This is a genomic window from Xanthobacter autotrophicus (genome assembly GCF_005871085.1).
Classification (GTDB): Bacteria; Pseudomonadota; Alphaproteobacteria; order Rhizobiales; family Xanthobacteraceae; genus Xanthobacter; species Xanthobacter autotrophicus.
Genome location: NZ_VAUP01000042.1, coordinates 15682 through 32428, shown reverse-complemented (window position 1 = coordinate 32428; position 16747 = coordinate 15682). Strand labels below are relative to the sequence as shown.

13 protein-coding genes are annotated in these 16747 nt (G+C 68.4%); 7 read left to right on the top strand and 6 right to left on the bottom strand.

The features are described from left to right. Positions 1-72: 72 nt before the first annotated feature. From FBQ73_RS21840 to FBQ73_RS21810, 7 genes are all read left to right on the top strand, one after another. Positions 73-432 carry an ArsR/SmtB family transcription factor gene (locus tag FBQ73_RS21840; RefSeq protein WP_138401605.1) on the top strand — a complete coding sequence of 120 codons (360 nt, stop codon included), beginning with the start codon at positions 73-75 and terminating at the stop codon, positions 430-432. Continuing rightward, the gene (locus FBQ73_RS21835; RefSeq protein WP_138401604.1) at positions 425-979 is read left to right on the top strand and encodes an arsenate reductase ArsC; all 555 of its coding nucleotides are present in this window, start codon (positions 425-427) and stop codon (positions 977-979) included. The genes FBQ73_RS21840 and FBQ73_RS21835 overlap by 8 nt, the downstream gene beginning before the upstream one ends. 8 nt (positions 980-987) lie before the next feature. Continuing rightward, positions 988-1413, top strand: a complete 426-nt coding sequence (gene arsC / locus FBQ73_RS21830) for an arsenate reductase (glutaredoxin) (protein WP_138401603.1) — start codon at positions 988-990, stop codon at positions 1411-1413. 23 nt (positions 1414-1436) lie between these two features. Then, positions 1437-2492, top strand: a complete 1056-nt coding sequence (gene arsB / locus FBQ73_RS21825; protein ID WP_138401602.1) for an ACR3 family arsenite efflux transporter — start codon at positions 1437-1439, stop codon at positions 2490-2492. Then, on the top strand, positions 2489-3211 hold the full coding sequence (arsH, locus tag FBQ73_RS21820) for an arsenical resistance protein ArsH (protein ID WP_138401601.1): 723 nt from the start codon (positions 2489-2491) through the stop codon (positions 3209-3211). The genes arsB and arsH overlap by 4 nt, the downstream gene beginning before the upstream one ends. A 188-nt stretch (positions 3212-3399) precedes the next feature. Continuing rightward, entirely contained in the window at positions 3400-5676 is a 2277-nt protein-coding gene (locus FBQ73_RS21815; protein ID WP_138401600.1) for a fibronectin type III domain-containing protein, read from the top strand. A 677-nt stretch (positions 5677-6353) separates the two neighbouring features. Further along, the gene (locus FBQ73_RS21810) at positions 6354-10994 is read left to right on the top strand and encodes an autotransporter outer membrane beta-barrel domain-containing protein (RefSeq protein ID WP_138401599.1); all 4641 of its coding nucleotides are present in this window, start codon (positions 6354-6356) and stop codon (positions 10992-10994) included. A 227-nt stretch (positions 10995-11221) separates the two neighbouring features. Here the strand turns inward: FBQ73_RS21810 and FBQ73_RS21805 are convergent, their stop codons facing one another. From FBQ73_RS21805 to FBQ73_RS21780, 6 genes are all read right to left on the bottom strand, one after another. Then, the gene (locus tag FBQ73_RS21805; protein WP_246089897.1) at positions 11222-12352 is read right to left on the bottom strand and encodes a lipoprotein N-acyltransferase Lnb domain-containing protein; all 1131 of its coding nucleotides are present in this window, start codon (positions 12350-12352) and stop codon (positions 11222-11224) included. 287 nt (positions 12353-12639) lie between these two features. After that, positions 12640-13455, bottom strand: a complete 816-nt coding sequence (locus tag FBQ73_RS21800) for an alpha/beta fold hydrolase (RefSeq protein WP_138401597.1) — start codon at positions 13453-13455, stop codon at positions 12640-12642. Beyond that, positions 13455-14171: an ABC transporter ATP-binding protein gene (locus tag FBQ73_RS21795; protein WP_138401596.1), complete on the bottom strand. Its 717-nt coding sequence runs from the start codon at positions 14169-14171 to the stop codon at positions 13455-13457. Before FBQ73_RS21795 ends, FBQ73_RS21800 begins: the two co-directional genes overlap by 1 nt. Next, positions 14164-14907, bottom strand: a complete 744-nt coding sequence (locus tag FBQ73_RS21790; protein ID WP_138401595.1) for an ABC transporter ATP-binding protein — start codon at positions 14905-14907, stop codon at positions 14164-14166. Before FBQ73_RS21790 ends, FBQ73_RS21795 begins: the two co-directional genes overlap by 8 nt. Continuing rightward, positions 14900-15886, bottom strand: coding sequence for a branched-chain amino acid ABC transporter permease (locus FBQ73_RS21785; protein ID WP_138401594.1), 987 nt, complete (start codon positions 15884-15886; stop codon positions 14900-14902). The genes FBQ73_RS21790 and FBQ73_RS21785 overlap by 8 nt, the downstream gene beginning before the upstream one ends. Then, positions 15883-16743, bottom strand: a complete 861-nt coding sequence (locus FBQ73_RS21780; protein ID WP_138401593.1) for a branched-chain amino acid ABC transporter permease — start codon at positions 16741-16743, stop codon at positions 15883-15885. The genes FBQ73_RS21785 and FBQ73_RS21780 overlap by 4 nt, the downstream gene beginning before the upstream one ends. Positions 16744-16747 lie beyond the last annotated feature (4 nt).

Here is a 16747-nt window from a genome sequence, read left to right as displayed (position 1 = left end):
GACCTCCCGCACAAAGCCCTTGCCAACGCCATCCGTTTTGATCAATATCTCAATCTATATTGAGGTATTGAAATGGATGAAGCCCACGCCCTTGCCGCCTTCGCAGCCCTCTCGCAAGAGACGCGGCTGCGCATCGTGCGGTTGCTGGTGCAAGCGGGGCCGGAGGGCCTCGCCGCCGGAGCCATCGGCGCGGCCATGGATGGGGCCTCGTCCTCGCGTATGTCGTTTCACCTGAGCCATCTGGAGCAGGCGGGGCTGGTGGCGTCGCGGCGCGAGGGGCGGTCCATCCTCTACAATGCGGTCTATCCGACCCTCTCGGGGCTGATCGCCTTCCTCATGCGCGACTGCTGCCAGGGCCACCCCGAGGTGTGCGCTCCCGCCGTCGCCGCCTTGTCCTGCGCCTGCGAACCCGCCGAGGAGACCCATGCCTGACGCAACTCTGCCTGACGCCACCACGGGGCACGTCTTCAACGTGCTGTTCCTGTGCACCGGCAATTCCGCCCGCTCGATCCTCGCCGAGAGCATCCTGAACAAGGACGGCGCGGGCCGCTTCCGGGCCTTTTCTGCCGGCAGCCAGCCGAAGGGCGAGGTGAACCCCTATGCCCTCAAGGTGCTGGCCGCCCTTGACTATCCCGCCGAGGGCTTCCGCTCCAAGAGCTGGGCGGAGTTCGCGGCCCCCGACGCGCCGGTGATGGATTTCGTCTTCACCGTCTGCGACAACGCCGCCGGCGAAGCCTGCCCGCTCTGGCCGGGCCAGCCCATGACCGCCCATTGGGGCATCGAGGACCCGGCCGCGGTGGAGGGCTCCGACATCCAGAAGGAGGCCGCCTTTGTCGCCGCCTTCCGCTATCTGCGCAATCGCATCTCGGTGTTCACCGCCCTGCCCATCGCCAAGCTCGACCGGCTCGCGCTGGGCGCGCAGCTGCGGGAGATCGGCCGGCTCGACGGCAGCACCCACCCCCGCCCGGATGTCGCGTGAGGCCCGCCATGGACGTGATCATCTACCACAACCCCGCCTGCGGCACCTCGCGCAACACCCTGGCCATGATCCGCAACGCGGGCATCGAGCCCCATGTGATCGAATATCTGAAGACGCCGCCGTCGCGCGCGCTGCTGGCTGAGTTGATCGCCCGCGCCGGCCTCACGGTGCGCGGCGCGCTGCGGGAGAAGGGCACGCCCTATGCCGAGCTCGGCCTCGCCGATCCGGCGCTGGACGACGATGCCCTGCTCGACGCCATGATGGCCCACCCCATCCTCATCAACCGTCCGCTGGTGGTGTCGCCCAAGGGCGTGCGCCTGTGCCGGCCGTCGGAACTGGTGCTGGACCTGTTGCCGCCCCAAAAGGGCGCCTTCACCAAGGAAGACGGCGAGCGGGTGGTGGACGCCGCCGGCCAGCCCGTTGCCGCCGGCTGACGCACGGCAGAGAGATTTCAATCATGTCTATTTTTGAACGGTTCCTCACCGTCTGGGTCGGCCTGTGCATCATCGTCGGCATCGCGCTCGGCCATCTGGCGCCGTCCGCGTTCCAGGCCATTGCCGCCGTGGAGGTGGCGCAGGTCAACATCCCGGTGGCGGTGCTCATCTGGCTGATGATCGTGCCCATGCTGCTGAAGATCGATTTCGCCGCCCTCACCGAGGTGGGGCGCCACTGGCGCGGCATCGGCGTGACGCTGCTGGTGAACTGGGCGGTGAAGCCGTTCTCCATGGCGCTTCTGGGCTGGCTCTTCATCGGCTGGCTGTTCCGCCCGCTGCTGCCGGCCGACCAGATCGACAGCTATATCGCCGGCCTCATCATCCTCGCCGCCGCGCCCTGCACCGCCATGGTATTCGTGTGGTCGAACCTCACCAAGGGCGAGCCCCATTTCACCCTGTCCCAGGTGGCGCTCAACGATGCCATCATGGTGGTGGCCTTCGCCCCCATCGTGGCGCTGCTGCTGGGGCTCTCCGCCATCACCGTGCCGTGGGGCACGCTGGTGCTCTCCGTGGTGCTCTATATCGTGGTGCCGGTGATCGTCTCCCAACTGGTGCGCCGGCGCCTGCTGGCGCAGGGCGGCCCGCCCGCTCTTGAGCGCGTGCTGGCGAAGCTCGGCCCTCTCTCGTTGGTGGCGCTGCTGGCGACGCTGGTGCTGCTGTTCGGCTTCCAGGGCGAACAGATCATCGCCCAGCCGCTGGTGATCGCGCTCTTGGCGGTGCCGATCCTCATCCAGGTCTATTTCAACTCGGGCCTCGCCTATCTCCTCAACCGCATCGCGGGCGAAGAGCATTGCGTGGCGGGGCCGTCCGCCCTCATCGGCGCGTCCAACTTCTTCGAGCTGGCGGTGGCGGCGGCCATCTCCCTGTTCGGCTTCCAGTCGGGGGCGGCGCTCGCCACCGTGGTGGGGGTGCTCATCGAGGTGCCGGTGATGCTCTCCGTGGTGTGGATCGTGAACCGCTCCAAGGGCTGGTACGAGCGCGGCGGTCCGGCCGCCAAGCCGGCGCGGACCACGCCGTGACCGACGATACCCTGCCCAATGTGGACGCCCGCGTCCTCCCCCTCCCGACTATCGATGCCCTGCTGCCGGCCGCGCCCTCCCGGCATCCGCCGCGCATCCTGCTGCTGTATGGCTCGCTGCGGGAGCGCTCCTACAGCCGCCTTTTGACGCTGGAGGCCGAGCGGCTGCTGCAGCATTTCGGCGCCGAAACCCGCATCTTCGATCCCCACGATCTGCCGCTGCCGGACGGGGCGCCGGTGGACCATCCCAAGGTGCAGGAATTGCGAGAGCTGGCCTTGTGGTCCGAGGGGCAGGTGTGGTGCAGCCCGGAGCGGCATGGCGCCATGAGCGCGGTGATGAAGGCGCAGATCGACTGGATCCCGCTCGCCATCGGCGCCATCCGTCCCACCCAGGGCCGCACCCTGGCGCTGATGCAGGTGTGCGGCGGCTCCCAGTCCTTCAACGCCGTCAACCAGATGCGCATTCTGGGCCGCTGGATGCGCATGCTGACCATCCCCAACCAGTCCTCGGTGGCCAAGGCCTATGCGGAGTTCGACGCCGCCGGCCGCATGACTGCCTCCCCCTATTACGACCGCGTGGTGGACGTGATGGAGGAACTGGTGAAATTCACCCTGCTGACACGGGACGTGGCGCCTTATCTCACCGACCGCTACAGCGAGCGCAAGGAAGCCGCCGCGGCGCTGGACGCCCGCCTTGCCCTCGACGCGGCCGTGCGGTGAGGGCAGGGCGGCTCCTCTCAAGATTTCATCGGCTGAATGGGTCACCTGGACTCCGAAAACACTATTTCGCAAATTGCGAATACAGGCTTTGACAGACCATGTGGCGGTGAATTGCACAGCTTTCCCTTGCCGTCGCGCTCCCCATGTGCACCCTATCGGATAGTGTTCCCGACGGGGCGGACGGCAACATGGCAACGAGAACAATCACATGGTCATGGGGCGCTCATGAGGTCGTCACGTTCGACCCCGCCACGGATGTCCTTGATTTCGGCTGGCTGAACGCCAGCGATTTCACCATCACCGAAGTCGATGGCTCGGTGGTCATCGCGCTTCCGGCCAATGCGCACAGCTATACGCTCGAAGGGATCAGCCTTTCCGATCTGTCGCTGACGAACATCAGTGCGTTCGATGCATCGGTGTTCGCGCAATGGAGCGCCGCCATCGCCGCCGACACGGGCGCCACGCCCGCCGCCGGCACCCTCGTCGCGCTGGCCGCCGCGCGCGACACCGACACGGTGGTGAGCTTCGATCCCGCCACCGACAAGCTGGATTTCAGCGGCCTGTCCGCGACAGACTTCTCCATCGCCGAGGTCAACGGTTCGGTGGTGATCTACCTGGCGGCCGAGCGCCAGACCTACATTTTGGAGGGCGTGACGCTCTCCCAGCTCTCGCTGGCCAGCATCGCCAGCCAGGATGCCGCCGTGCTCGCCGAATGGAGCCAGGCGCTGGCCAACCCGGCGCTGGCGAATCCGGCGGGGAGCGGCGCGGGGACGCCCGGCAGCGGCGATGCCGTCACCACCACCCTCGGCTGGCACTGGAACACGCAGACGGTGCTGGCCTTCGATCCCGCCATCGACAAGCTCGATTTCGGCTGGCTGACGCCGCAGGACTTCTCCGTCGTCGAGCTGAACGGCTCGGTGGTGATCCTGATGCCCGCCGCGCAGCAGAGCTACACGCTGGAGGGTGTGACCCTCGCCGAATTGTCGGCGGCGAACATCACCGCGCGCAGCGCCGTGGTCCTCGATGAATGGGCCACGCGCCTGTCCGGCACGAGCGGATCGGGGAACGGGTCAGACACCGGTTCCGGCGGCAGTGTCCCTACCCCCACCGTCATCGAGGCGCCGGCCTGGACCGACGCCAAGGCCTATGTGGCCGGCGACCAGGTGAGCGTCGGCCACCTCGTCTACCAGGCCAACTGGTGGACGCTGGGGACCGATCCCGCGAGCGACCACGGCCCGGTGGGCACCGGCCATGTGTGGAGCGTCATCGGCTATGCCGACCTCACGCCCGTGGCCCCCGACGCGCCGGATGGGCTGCACCTTTTGACCACCACCGAGACTTCCGCAACCCTCACCTGGGCCGCCGCGGAGGTTCTGGGGGTTGGCACCATTTCGGGTTATGCCATCTATCGCGACGGCGAGCTGGTGGGCACCACCACGGACTTGAGCTTCAAGGTTTCGGGCCTCGCGGCGGACACCACCTATCATTTCTCCGTGGTGGCCATGGACGAGGCCGGCACCTCCCCGGCGGCCATGCCCATTGCGGTGACCACCGATGCCCCCGGCACCGATGCCGCAGACCAGCAGCATTTCTCGCCCTATTTCGAGATGTGGCTGCCCTCCAGCCAGAACCTCGTCCAGACGGTGGAAGATGTGGGGCTCACCTCGGTCACCCTCGCCTTCGTGCTGGGCACGGGGCCGGACCAGATCGGCTGGGGCGGGCTCGGCTCTCTCGACAACGACACGCTGGCCAACGGCACTACCATCTCTTCCATGGTGGCGCAGTTGCAGCAGAAGGGGGTCGACGTCACCATCTCCTTCGGTGGCGGCTATGGCCAGGAGCCGGCGCTCTCCTTCACCAACGCGGCGGACCTGACCGCCGCCTACCAGTCAGTGATCGACAAGTACAACGTCACCTCCCTCGACTTCGACATCGAGGCCGACGCGCTGACCAACACGGCGGCGAGCCACCTGCGCAACGAGGCCCTGGTGGCTCTGGAGGAGGCCAACCCGGACCTCAGCATTTCCTACACCCTGCCGGCGCTGCCGACGGGCCTGAACCAGGCCGGGCTGGACCTGCTGGCCCAGGCCAAGGCCGACGGGGTCGAGATCGACACCGTGAACATCATGGTGATGAATTACGGCGCCTATTACGACAGCGGCGACATGGGGCAGGATGCCATCGATGCGGCCGAGGCCACCATCGCGCAGCTGCATCATCTGGGGCTCGACGCCAAGGTCGCCATCACTCCCATGATCGGCCAGAACGATATTCCCGGCGAGGTCTTCACCCTGGACGATGCCCGCCAGCTGGTGGATTACGCCGAGGGCAATGACCACATCGCCTATATCGCCATGTGGTCCCTAGGGCGCGACCATGGCGACGACGTGGGCCACCTGACCGACAGCAGCAGCGGCGTCGCCCAGCACGATTACGACTTCGCCAAGATCTTCTCCATGGTGTGAGCCCCGGGGGGGCAGCCGCTGGCGGCCCCGGCCCGGGCGGGCCGGCGCGGAGCGATGGCGCCACGCCGTTCGATCCCCATCCGCGCTTTGGACTGTTCGTCCTGCGGATCGGCAAAGACGCCGGCGCGGCCGGCGTGCCCTCGAGCGGGCTGCCTTAACCACGTCCCTTAACCCTGCAGCCTGAATCCTGTCGACGGCGACATCATTCCCCGGTCGGCCGCCGAGATGGACATTCGTCATATGGCACCGCGAAGCCGGCGGTGACATCCGATCTTGCCCGCCGCACATGCTGCTGCGCCGCACCTGCACCTTTGAATACTTGCACCACACCGAAAAGCTTCGCCGGTGGCCACCGGCGCGGGGTCGCGCAGGCCGGGATGGCGCGTGCCGTCACGGGTGGCGATCCCCCTGGATGTCGAGGCCGCGCGCGTCGAAGCCATCGCCGGTCGAGGGCCTCCTGGCACGCCGCGCGATCCCGCCAAATCAGGTGCCCCCCAAGCTGACGTTTCGAAAGCTGGTCGTCTGTTGCTGCGATGCAACACACATATGGCGGTTTTAATGTACCGTTGGTGGTTCTCGAGTGTGGCTTGAAAGGGTCGGGGATGAAGCGGAAGCGGTCTGAACCTGAAGTGATTGTTGCGCAATTGCGTTCAGGAGCTTCGCTCATTGCGATAGCTTTGGCTGCGCTCACGGTGTCGGCCCCCGTCTCGGCCTCCAGCTGCGGTGACGGCAATGCGCCGGTCGGCGGCGCATGCGCGACCGTCGCGTTCAACCCCGTGGACAATGACGCGCAGGCCGGGGCCACCATCGTCAATGGCGGCGACACGGTTACCCTCTCCGGCGCCAACCAGTTCGTCGACGGCGAGACCGGCGTGGCCGGCAGCCAGCCGCTCCAGGATTTCGCCATCGTCTCGGGCGGCGAGAATCTCGCCACCCCGGTGCTGGCCAAGGGCTCGCAGAACGGCACCGCCAGCTACACCGACCCCATCACCGGCTCCACCCGGACCGTCAATGTCTATGTGAACGGGCAGATGGCCGCCCCGGAGTTCGGCACGACCATCCGGACGGTCTATGAGGGCGTGGGTGACAACCAGTATATCGACGCTCGTATCGGCTCCGTGGACAGCAGCGGCGGCACGCTGAACATCACCTCCACCGGCAATTTCACCATCGCGGCCAAGCAGACCACGCTCTACAGTGCGGACGGGACCGGCGACGCCGATTCCAAGCTCTCGTGGCAGACGCCGGGCAACACCAGCATCGTGATGAACGGCGCGACGCTGCCGTCCAATCCGGCGGCCGGGGAGGACACCGCGACGTCGAGCGCCCTCGCCGGCTGGCCGACCACGGTCACGGTGAACGGCTCCGACTACCTCATCACCAGCCTGGCCGACTATCAGGCCTTCAACACCACCCTCATCGGCCTGATCGAGACGGGTGAGATCGACCAGACGCAGTACGACGCCTACATGACGCAGGCCGCCAACCTGCAGACCGGCAGCGTGCGCTACACCGCCGCTGATCCGGTGCCGGATCCCAGCGACGACGTGCGGAAGAGCATCGGCACCCGCTCGGTGCTGTCGGCCGACGGTGCGCGGGCGAGCGCGGAGATCGCGGCGGGATCGAGCCTCACCGTCAACGGCGCCAATGGTGGCGTGCTGCGCGCCTCCAACGGCGCCAAGGTCAGCAATGCCGGCACCCTCGTCGCCAATGACGGCATCGCGGTCACCCTGCGCAGCGGCTCCACCGGGACCAATGCCGGCGTCATCACCGCCAAGGACAGCGCCGCCGGCGTCAACGCCGACGCATCGAGCTTCACCAACGCGAACATCATCAACAAGGGCATCGGCAACAATTCCAACGCCATCACCGCCACCAACTCGACGGTGGTGAACAGCGGCATCATCAATCTCGGGACGACGGCAAGCTCGGCCAACACCTCGGCCTATGGCGTCGACATCACCGGGGGCTCGTTCACCAATACGGCCGACGCGGTGATCTATATCGGCCGCGGCGAGCAGACCGATCCCAATGCCCCCGCAGCCGACGTGGCGCTGAATCTCGGCGGCAACCTCGCAGCCATCAACGTGCACAGCGGCGCCACCGTGAACAACGAGGGCGCCGTCGTCATCGGCACCCTGACGCAGGGCGCGTCCGGCATCCGGGTCGACGGCGCCAGCAACGTGCAGGTGGACAATTCCGGATCCATCACCGTGAAGGGCGCCGCGGCGGACGCGCCGCGTCTCAATTCCGGCATTTATGTGCGAAATTCCGGGACCGGTGGCAGCAGCATCACCAATTCCGGCAGCATCGTCGTCGAGGGCGTGAACGGCATCGGCATGCAGGTCATCGCCGACGGCGCCGGCACTGCCGCCAACGCCACTTCCACCGGCACCATCACCGTGGCCGGCGGCGCCGATCCGTCCAGCGGCACGCGCAATTTCGGCGTGTGGGTGGAGGGCGATGAAGGTGGCGCCGCCACCTCGGATATCTCGGGCTCTGTCACCCTCACAGGCGTCGGCGCTATCGGCGTGCATGCCCGCGGCAACGCCGACGTGACGGTGGAAGACAGCGCCACGGTGGTGTTCGCCTCCGGTACGGACCAGATCGGCTACTTCATCTACGGGCCGGACGCGAAGGTCGCCGTCCTGCGCAACGATCTTGAAGTGAATACCGAGCGCTCCACCCTGTTCCGCATCGCCGACGGCGCCGTCTTCGACGGCAGCGGCTACACCCTCACCGCCAGCGGCAAGGATTCGGTGGGCGTGCTGGGCACCGGGGTGGGTACCAGCATCGAGACGAAGGGCAGCACCTTCTATCTCACCGGCGAGGGCGCCAACGCCGTGACCGTGGAGGGCGGCGCCATCGGCACCATCGACAGCGCCACCGCAATCCATCTGGATGCGGCCAACACCGTCGCCGGCATCGCCGACGGGCAGAAGCACGACATCTACGGCAATGCCGTGGGCGACCCCGACGCCACCACGAAGCTGACCAACGCCGCCGCCCTCACCTCCACCCAGACCGGCGTGACCGGCCTCATCGCCCGCAACACGGCGACGGTGGAGAATTCCGGCGTCGTCACCTTCTCCGGAGCCGGCAGCACGGGCCTCCTCGCCGAGACCGGCGGCCAGGTGACGAACACCGCCAAGGTGACCGTAAGCGGGGCCGACAGCTTCGGCCTCGTGGCGCAGGACGCGGGCAGTCAGGTGACCAATTCCGGCACCGTGCTCGTCGAGGGTGCCAACAGCGTCGGCCTCCTCGCCCAGGACAAGGCCAAGGTGATCAACACTGCCACCGGCGTCGTCACGGTCACCGGCCAGAGCGGCATCGGCCTTGCCGCCCGCACCGCGGGCACGCTGGAGAACCATGCCCAGGTGAACGCCAACGCGAACGGCACCACCGGCATCGAATCCAGCGGCAAGAGCACCGCCACGAACAGCGGCGATGTCGCCCTCAATGGCATCAACAGCACCGGCCTGCGGGCCGATGACGGTACCATCGGCAATTCCGGCGACGTGACCTCCACCCGCGCCGGCAATACCGGTCTTGCCGCTCTCAACGGCGGCAAGATCACCACCACCGGCGACATTCTCCTTTCGGGTGCGGGCAGCATCGGCCTGCACGGGGAGAGCGGCGGGCGCATCGAGGCGACGGGCTCGCAGATCGACGTCACCGGCTGGGCCATCGACGCCACCAACGGCGCCTCCACCTTCGCGCTGGCCGGCGTCACCGCCGCGGGCACGTCCGGTCTCCTGTCGGCGACGGACAGCGCCGCGACCGTAGTGAACGCCACCGGCTCCGACCTCTGGGGCCGGGCCTATACGGCGGCAGGTTCCACCTCCGCGCTGACCCTGGCCGGCTCGTGGTGGACCATGCCGGCCGATTCCAACGTCACCGACCTGGTGAATGACGGCTCGCGCATCGTCTTCGTCTCGCCCGCCACCGGCGGCTTCAAGACGCTGACCGTGGACAATGACTACACGGGCGCCAATGGCGGCACGCTGGCCATGTCTTCGACACTGAACAACGGCCTCGTCCAGCTCACCGACAAGATGGTGGTGCACGGTGACACCGCCGGCAGCACCGTGCTGGACATCTCCAATTATAACGGCCTCGGCGCCTACACCCCGGGGGACGGCATCAAGGTGGTCCAGGTGGACGGCACCAGCGCCGGCACCTTCGCGCTGGCCCAGGATCTCTACGCCGGGGCTTTCGAGTATGACCTGTTCAAGGGCGGGCGGGTCGATCCCAATGATGGCGACTGGTACTTGCGCTCCTCCCTCTCCGCGGGCGCGCAGACTTTGCTGCCTTATGCCGACAGCCTGCTGCGGTTCGGCCAGACCACCATCGGCACCCTTCAGCAGCGCACCGGCAACCGGCTGTGGGCGGATGATGTGCCTGTGGCCTCCGGGCTCGTCACCAAGGCGCCGGCGAAGGCCGTCGGCTCAGGCACCGACGTGGTGGGGGGAGGCGTGTGGGGCCGGGTGCTCGGCCTCACCGGCTCCATCAGCGCCACCGGCACCGGCGTCGGCTACGACCAGAACCTGTGGTTCGCCCAGGCGGGCGTGGACGGGGTGCTGCACGAGGATCGGAACGGCGCGCTGGTGCTCGGCATCATGGGCACCTACGGCACCGGCTCGGTGGATGTGGCGGTGTCGCCCCATCCCACCCTGCTGCTGCCGCGCCAGGGCACGATCGACACCACCGCCTACGGCATCGGCGGCAGCCTTACCTGGATCGGCACGGACGGCTTCTATGTGGACGGCGTCGGCCAGGCCACCTGGTATGACAGCGACCTCTCGGCGACCGGCTTCCCCGCCCTGGTCGATGGCAACAAGGGCTTCGGCTATGCGCTGAGCCTGGAGACCGGGCGGCGCTTTGCGCTTTCCGGCGGCTGGACCGTCGTGCCGCAGGCGCAGCTGATCTATTCCTCGGTGAGCTTCGACGACTTCTTCTATCTCAACCCCAACGGCTCGTCGGCGGGGGTGAGCGGGGGCGGCGGCGACAGCCTGCTGGGCCGCGCCGGGGTGCGGCTGGAGAACCTGTCCCGCAACGTCGCCAACGGCCAGCGCCTGCAGGGCTACGGCATCGCCAACCTCACCTACGAGTTCCTGAACGGCACCAGCGTGAACGTGGGCTACACGCCCCTGACGCAGGATGCGGAGAAGCTGTGGGGCGAGGTGGGCCTCGGCGGGACCTGGGCCTTCAACGACCGGTTCTCACTCTATGGCGAGGGGCTCTATTCCACCGCGTTGAGTGACTTCGGCGACAGCTACACCGTTCGTGGCACCGTGGGCCTGCGCTATACGTGGTGAGGGGGCTTCGGCCCGCCAGAAGCCGATCCGAAACCCCGGCAGGTCACCTGCCGGGGTTTTTTGTTGGCCTGGCTTTCGCGGTTGCCGGGGAGGGCGGCCGCGGTGCGACATCCAGGGCGCCGCAGGTACCTCGTGTCCCGCGCCGCGGGGCAGGTGCCCATCCCGTCCCGGCTGCCATGGGGAGGATGGTCATGCCGGCGCGAGGATCGCGCCGGCGGAACCGGCGATTATGGAGCGGGCGCGGGGGTGGGACTATCCAGCGACTGGCGGATATAGGCGCTCCAGGCGGCGTCGGAGGCAAAGCCCTGCGGCGCCGAAAGGCCATCGGGCAGCGTGCGGCGAAGGGCGAGCGTCTCGGCCGGCATGGAATGGTCCACGAGACCCAGCTGCTGGAACAGGCTCAGCGAATAGCCCGGCACCCAGCGGCGGATGTCGTACCAGCGCACATGAATGAAGGCTTCGGGCGCAAGATTGATGAACGTCGTCATGCAGCTTTCCGTCAGCGTCGAATAGAAGATCGGCTGCCGATGGATGGCGTTGACGAAGGCGAGGACGCGCTCGAAATACTGCCGGAGCACGGCCTTGTCCGCGAGCAGGGGATAGATCTGCACCGGATCGGGCGGCGTGCGGGCGAGCCGCTCCCAGATCAGGTCCCGCTCCGTGGCGAGAATGGGATAGAGCGGATCGCGGCGGAAGAACCCTGCCAGAGGATCGAAGGACTGCCCCTTCGCCTGTCGCGATTCCATGGAGATGATGACGTGCCGGCCGTCGGCGAAGCGGAACGTCAGCATGACGTGGGCAAGGCCCTTCAGGTCGCCGAACGGCTGCAGGATGAGATCGGCGCCATCGAGCGTCGACAGGTCGAAATCCGCTCGCGTCCAGTGGATCACCGGCGCGGTGCCGGGCGCATGCGCGGCGTCGCGGAAATTGACGATGGTGATCCTGTCGCCCTGCCGCTCCATGTGAGGCGACTTCTCCATCAACGCCACCCAGTCCTGGGACGGTGGCGTCTTGATGGCATAGGCGAAGGCGAGCCCCGACACGAACAGCAGGACCGCCGTGCGCCGCGCGAGACGATGCCCCAACGGCAGGAACCACAGGCCGCAGGTCAGGATCGGAAAGGCCCACGCGCCGAACGTCCGCACCCATTCCGGCCACGGCAGCCAATAATGTATGGCAAATCCGAAGAAGACGGCCAAAAGGATGATGGTAAGGCCAAGGAGAGCGGCGGCTGTCCGCAGCCAGCGCGAGGCCTTGCGCGGGGCGGCGGGCTCGCTGTTCCCTGTATTGCGGGATCGGGTGTTGGCTGAAGTCCCCGCTTTCAGCTGATCCGGCGAATCCTCTGCTAGACGAAGCACATGCTTGTCTTCAGTTTGGGGCTTCCGTTCACGCATGCACCGCCGCTGTGGACCCGTCACCAGAACCGCGAAAACCCGCGATGACCACCGTTACGGATACCCCACCGCACGCCGGCGGGAAAGCCCCCAGCGCGCCCGGATCCGGGCCCGTAGAGCATGCCCTGCGAAGCCTCAAAGCGAACAGGGATGTCACACACCCGAGGCGGGACCGCGCCGGCCCTGCCGCGCGCTGGCAGGGTGGAGATCGCGTTGAGCGCCGGCCTTCGTTCCGACTGCCGGCGCCCGCCTCAGGCGGAGGCCGGGGCGGTGGGGGCGCCGAGGGCCAGGGCGCCGGCGAAGTCCCGCAGCAGCCGCGCCACGACCCGTGGCGCCTGGAGCGTCGGCGCGTGGGCGCAGTCCTCGATGAGCTGGAAGGTGCCGTCCGGCGCCAGGGCGGCCAGCGCCTCGGCCATGGCCGGGGGCGTCGCCTCGTCGTAGGCGCCGGCGCAGGTGAACAGGGGAACGGCGAGGTCCTGTGCCGCCGCCCGCAGGTCCAGCGTGGCGAGCAGGCCGCACGCCTCCTTGAACACCTCCGGATCGGTGGCGATGAAGGCGGCGCGTCGCTCGGCGAGGATCTCGGGGACCGCGCCGGCCATGTGATCGGGGAACAGGCGGCGCATGGCGGTGTCGGCGATGGCCTGCAAGCCCGCCTCCTCCGCCTTGGACGCCATGAAGCGGAAGGCGCCGCGCCCTTCCTCGGTGAAGGCCGCGCCGCAGCCGGCCAGGAACAGGCCGCCGACAGTCTCGGGATGGCGCAGGGCGGTGGCGAGGGCCACGAATGAGCCGTAGCCGTTGCCGAACAGGAGCGGCGTCTCGCCGGGGCAGCAGGCGCGCACCGCATCGGCGATGCGGTCGGCCAGCCCATCGAGGCCGCCGGGGCAGCGCGGCGAGCCGCCGAAGCCGGGCAGGTCGAGCAGCACCAGCCGGAAGTCGTCGGCCAGAAGCGCCACCATGGGCTCAAGGCTGCCGCGATCGGAGAGCAGCGAATGCAGGAAGACGATGCTGGGGCCGGTACCGGTCACATGAGCGGTGAGGCCGCCGGCACGGCTGTTGGCGCTGAGCATCAGTGCACTCCCAGATGGTGGGCCATGAGGTCGGGATCGTTGGCCAGGGTGTCGGGGCCCCCGCGCCAGGCCACTTCGCCGGACGACAGGACGACGCAGGTGTCCGCGAGCCGGAGCGCGAGCGGCAGATTGTGCTCCACCAGCAGGATGGAGAGCCCGGCCGCCTTGAGCGCGGAGATGGCGTCGGCCACCTCCGCCACGATCTGCGGCGCCAGGCCCTCCGCCGGCTCGTCGAGCAGCAGCACGCGGGGGTTGGTGGCCAGAGCCCGGGCGATGGCGAGCATCTGCTGCTCGCCGCCGGACATGGACCCGGCGAGCTGCCTCCGCCGCTCGCGCAGGCGCGGAAACAGGGCCTCCACGCCGGCGATGTCGAAAACCCGCGTGGCGGCATGGCGCGGCGCACGGTAGGCGATCTGCAGATGCTCCAGCACCGTGAGCGAGGGGAAGATCCGCCGCCCCTGCGGCACGAGGCCGATGCCGGCGCGGCAGATGGCTTCCGGCCCGCGCCCTTCGAGGGGCGCGCCGAACAGATCGATGCGGCCCTGCCGCGTGCCGAGCAGGCCGGCGATGGCGCTGAGCGTGGTGGTCTTGCCGGCCCCGTTGCGGCCCAGCAGGGCGGTGACCGCCCCCTCCGCGCAGGTGAGTTCCAGCCCGCGCACCGCGCAGATTTCGCCGTGATAGACGTGGACGTTGGAGAGGCTGAGGGCGTCAGGCACCGAGATACACCTCCCTGGTGCGGGGATCGGCGGCGATCTCCGCGCGGCTTCCGGTGATCACCACGGAGCCGTGGTGAAGCAGGGTGATGCGCTCGGCGAAGGCCAGCGCCACGTCCATGTCGTGCTCGATGAGCACGATGGTGATGTCCTGCGGCAGCGTATCGAGCAGTTCCTGCACCATTACCCGCTCGTCGCGGGACAGGCCGGCCAGCGGCTCGTCCAGCAGCAGCACGCGCGGCGCGAGGGCGAGGGCGAGGGCGATTTCCAGCCGCCGCCGATCGCCATAAGCCGTCTGCGAGACGGTGCGGTCGGCGAGGTCCGCCAGCTTCACGCGCTCCAGAATGGCAAAGGCTTCCGCACGCATGTCGGTGTCGTCGTCGAAGTCGCGCCAGAAGCGCCATTTCTGCGGCCTGAGGCCGTTGAGGGCGAGCATCACGTTCCGGCACAGGGTCTCGTGCGGGAACAGGGTGAGGATCTGGTAGGTGCGCGCCAGGCCGCAAGCGGTGCGCTTGCGTGGCGGCAGGCCCACCAGTTCCTGACCGAACAGGCGGATGGAGCCGGCGGTGGGCGGCAGGTCGCCGCAGATGAGGTTGAACAGGGTGGTTTTGCCCGCCCCGTTCGGTCCCAGCAGCAGGTGGCGTTCACCGGGGCGAATGGCGAGTGTCACATCCGACACCGCCGGCAGGCCGCCAAACTGCTTGGACAGGCCCTTGATCTCGAGGGCAAGCTCAGACATCGGCGCGCTCCCGGGGCACGAGTTTCGGGGCCGGGGCCGGGCGCAGGCGGGCCAGCGCTGCCCGCAGAAGTCCGAAGCCGGGGACGATGCCATCCGGCATCAGCAGCACGATGGCTACGAAGGTGCAGCCGAGCAGCATGACCCAGCGCTCGATCCAGATGGAGGCGAGGTTCTTCAGGAGCACCACCAGCGCCGCGCCGATGAGCGGGCCGGCCAGCGTGCCGGCGCCGCCGGCCACCACCATCAGGAGCACCTCGGCGGAGGCGGTCACCGCCATCATGTGCGGGCTGACGAACTGGTGATACCAGGCATAGAGCAGCCCGGTGACGGCGCCCCAGGCGGCGGCCAGCATCCAGGCGGAGAAGCGGATGCGCCACACGTCGTAGCCCACCGCGCTCATGCGCCGCGGCTGGTCCCGGGTGCCACGCAGGGCGACGCCCATCGGGCTGTCGAAGAAGCGCCCGAGCTGGATCAGGGCGAGCGCCAGGGTGCCGACGCACAGCCACAGGAACACCTCCGGCCGCTCCAGCGGCAGCAGGCCGGTCCCGGGCCGGGGAACGGCGGAAATGCCGTTGTCGCCACCGGTGACGGAGGTCCAGCGATAGGCGGCGCCCCACACGATCTGGCACAGGGCCATGGTGATCATGACGAAGCCCAGGCCGGTGGCGCGCAGGGCGACGACGCCGAACAGGCCGGCCACCAGCATGGTGCCGCCGATGGCCAGCAGGCCGGCCGAGACCGGGTCGAACCCGCCGAGCGTGGACAGCCACGCCACCAGATAGGCCGACAGGCCGGGGAAGACGGCAAAGCCCAGCGAGTTGAGCCCGGCATGGCCCACCAGCACGTTCAGGCCCAGCGCTCCGATGGCGGCGATGGCGACCTGGCTGGTAAGGTTCACGTAGAAGTGGGAGGGGGTGAACACGGGCACCAGCGCCATCGCCGCCAGCACCACCGCGAAGGGAAGCATGCGCCGGGTCATCCGAGCCTCCGGCCGAACAGGCCCTGTGGCGCCACCGCGAGCACGGCGACCATGGGCAGGAACAAGATCACATAGGCAAGGTCGGGCACGAGCACCTGCCCGAAGGTGTAGATGAAGCCGATGATGTAGGCCCCGACGAACGCCCCGGCGAGGGAGCCGGCGCCGCCCAGGATCACCACCAGCAAGGCCAGCGGCAGCATGTCCTGGTCGAGGCTGGGATAGACCGACAGGATCGGCCCGCCGATGACTCCGCCGAGCCCGGCGAGCGCGGTGCCGAGGCAGAACACGGCGGTGAACAGGGTGGAAGCCGATACGCCGATGGCGCGGGCCATGCCGACATCGTCCACCGCGGCGCGGATCATGGCCCCGGCCCGGGTGCGCTCCACCAGCAGCCACAGGCCGAGGGCCACGGCGGCCGAGGCGAAGATCACGAACAGCCGGTAGCGCGGGAACACCACGTCGCCGAAGCGCACCGCGCCGGCCAGTTCCGGCGGCGGCGGCAGGCGCATGGGGTCACCGCCCCAGGTCATCAGGCAGGCGTCGGCGATGATGAAGGCAAGGCCCAGGGTCAGCAGCACCTGCGGGAGGGTGCGGCCGGCGAGGTGACGGAGCAGCGTGCGCTCGATCACCCCGCCGAGCACGCCCACCAGTACAGCGGTGGTGGCGGCGGCGGTCCAGAAGCCGAACCCCGCCTTCACCAGAGCGAGGCCCACATAGGCGCCGAGCATGAACAAGGCGCCATGGGCGAGGTTGGCGACCCGCATCAGCCCGAAGATCAGGCTGAAGCCCGATGCCAGCATGAACAGGAGCCCGCCCAGCGCGAGCGCGTTGAGAGTCTGGCTGACCCAGAAGGCCATGGAG

Coding starts and splice junctions, on each gene's coding strand:
- FBQ73_RS21840 (WP_138401605.1), top strand. CDS start 73: ATGGATGAAGCCCACGCCCTTGCCGCCTTCGCAGCCCTCTCGCAAGAG.
- FBQ73_RS21835 (WP_138401604.1), top strand. CDS start 425: ATGCCTGACGCAACTCTGCCTGACGCCACCACGGGGCACGTCTTCAAC.
- arsC (WP_138401603.1), top strand. CDS start 988: ATGGACGTGATCATCTACCACAACCCCGCCTGCGGCACCTCGCGCAAC.
- arsB (WP_138401602.1), top strand. CDS start 1,437: ATGTCTATTTTTGAACGGTTCCTCACCGTCTGGGTCGGCCTGTGCATC.
- FBQ73_RS21815 (WP_138401600.1), top strand. CDS start 3,400: ATGGCAACGAGAACAATCACATGGTCATGGGGCGCTCATGAGGTCGTC.
- FBQ73_RS21800 (WP_138401597.1), bottom strand. CDS start 13,455: ATGCTCAGCGCCAACAGCCGTGCCGGCGGCCTCACCGCTCATGTGACC.
- FBQ73_RS21790 (WP_138401595.1), bottom strand. CDS start 14,907: ATGTCTGAGCTTGCCCTCGAGATCAAGGGCCTGTCCAAGCAGTTTGGC.
- FBQ73_RS21785 (WP_138401594.1), bottom strand. CDS start 15,886: ATGACCCGGCGCATGCTTCCCTTCGCGGTGGTGCTGGCGGCGATGGCG.
- FBQ73_RS21780 (WP_138401593.1), bottom strand. CDS start 16,743: ATGGCCTTCTGGGTCAGCCAGACTCTCAACGCGCTCGCGCTGGGCGGG.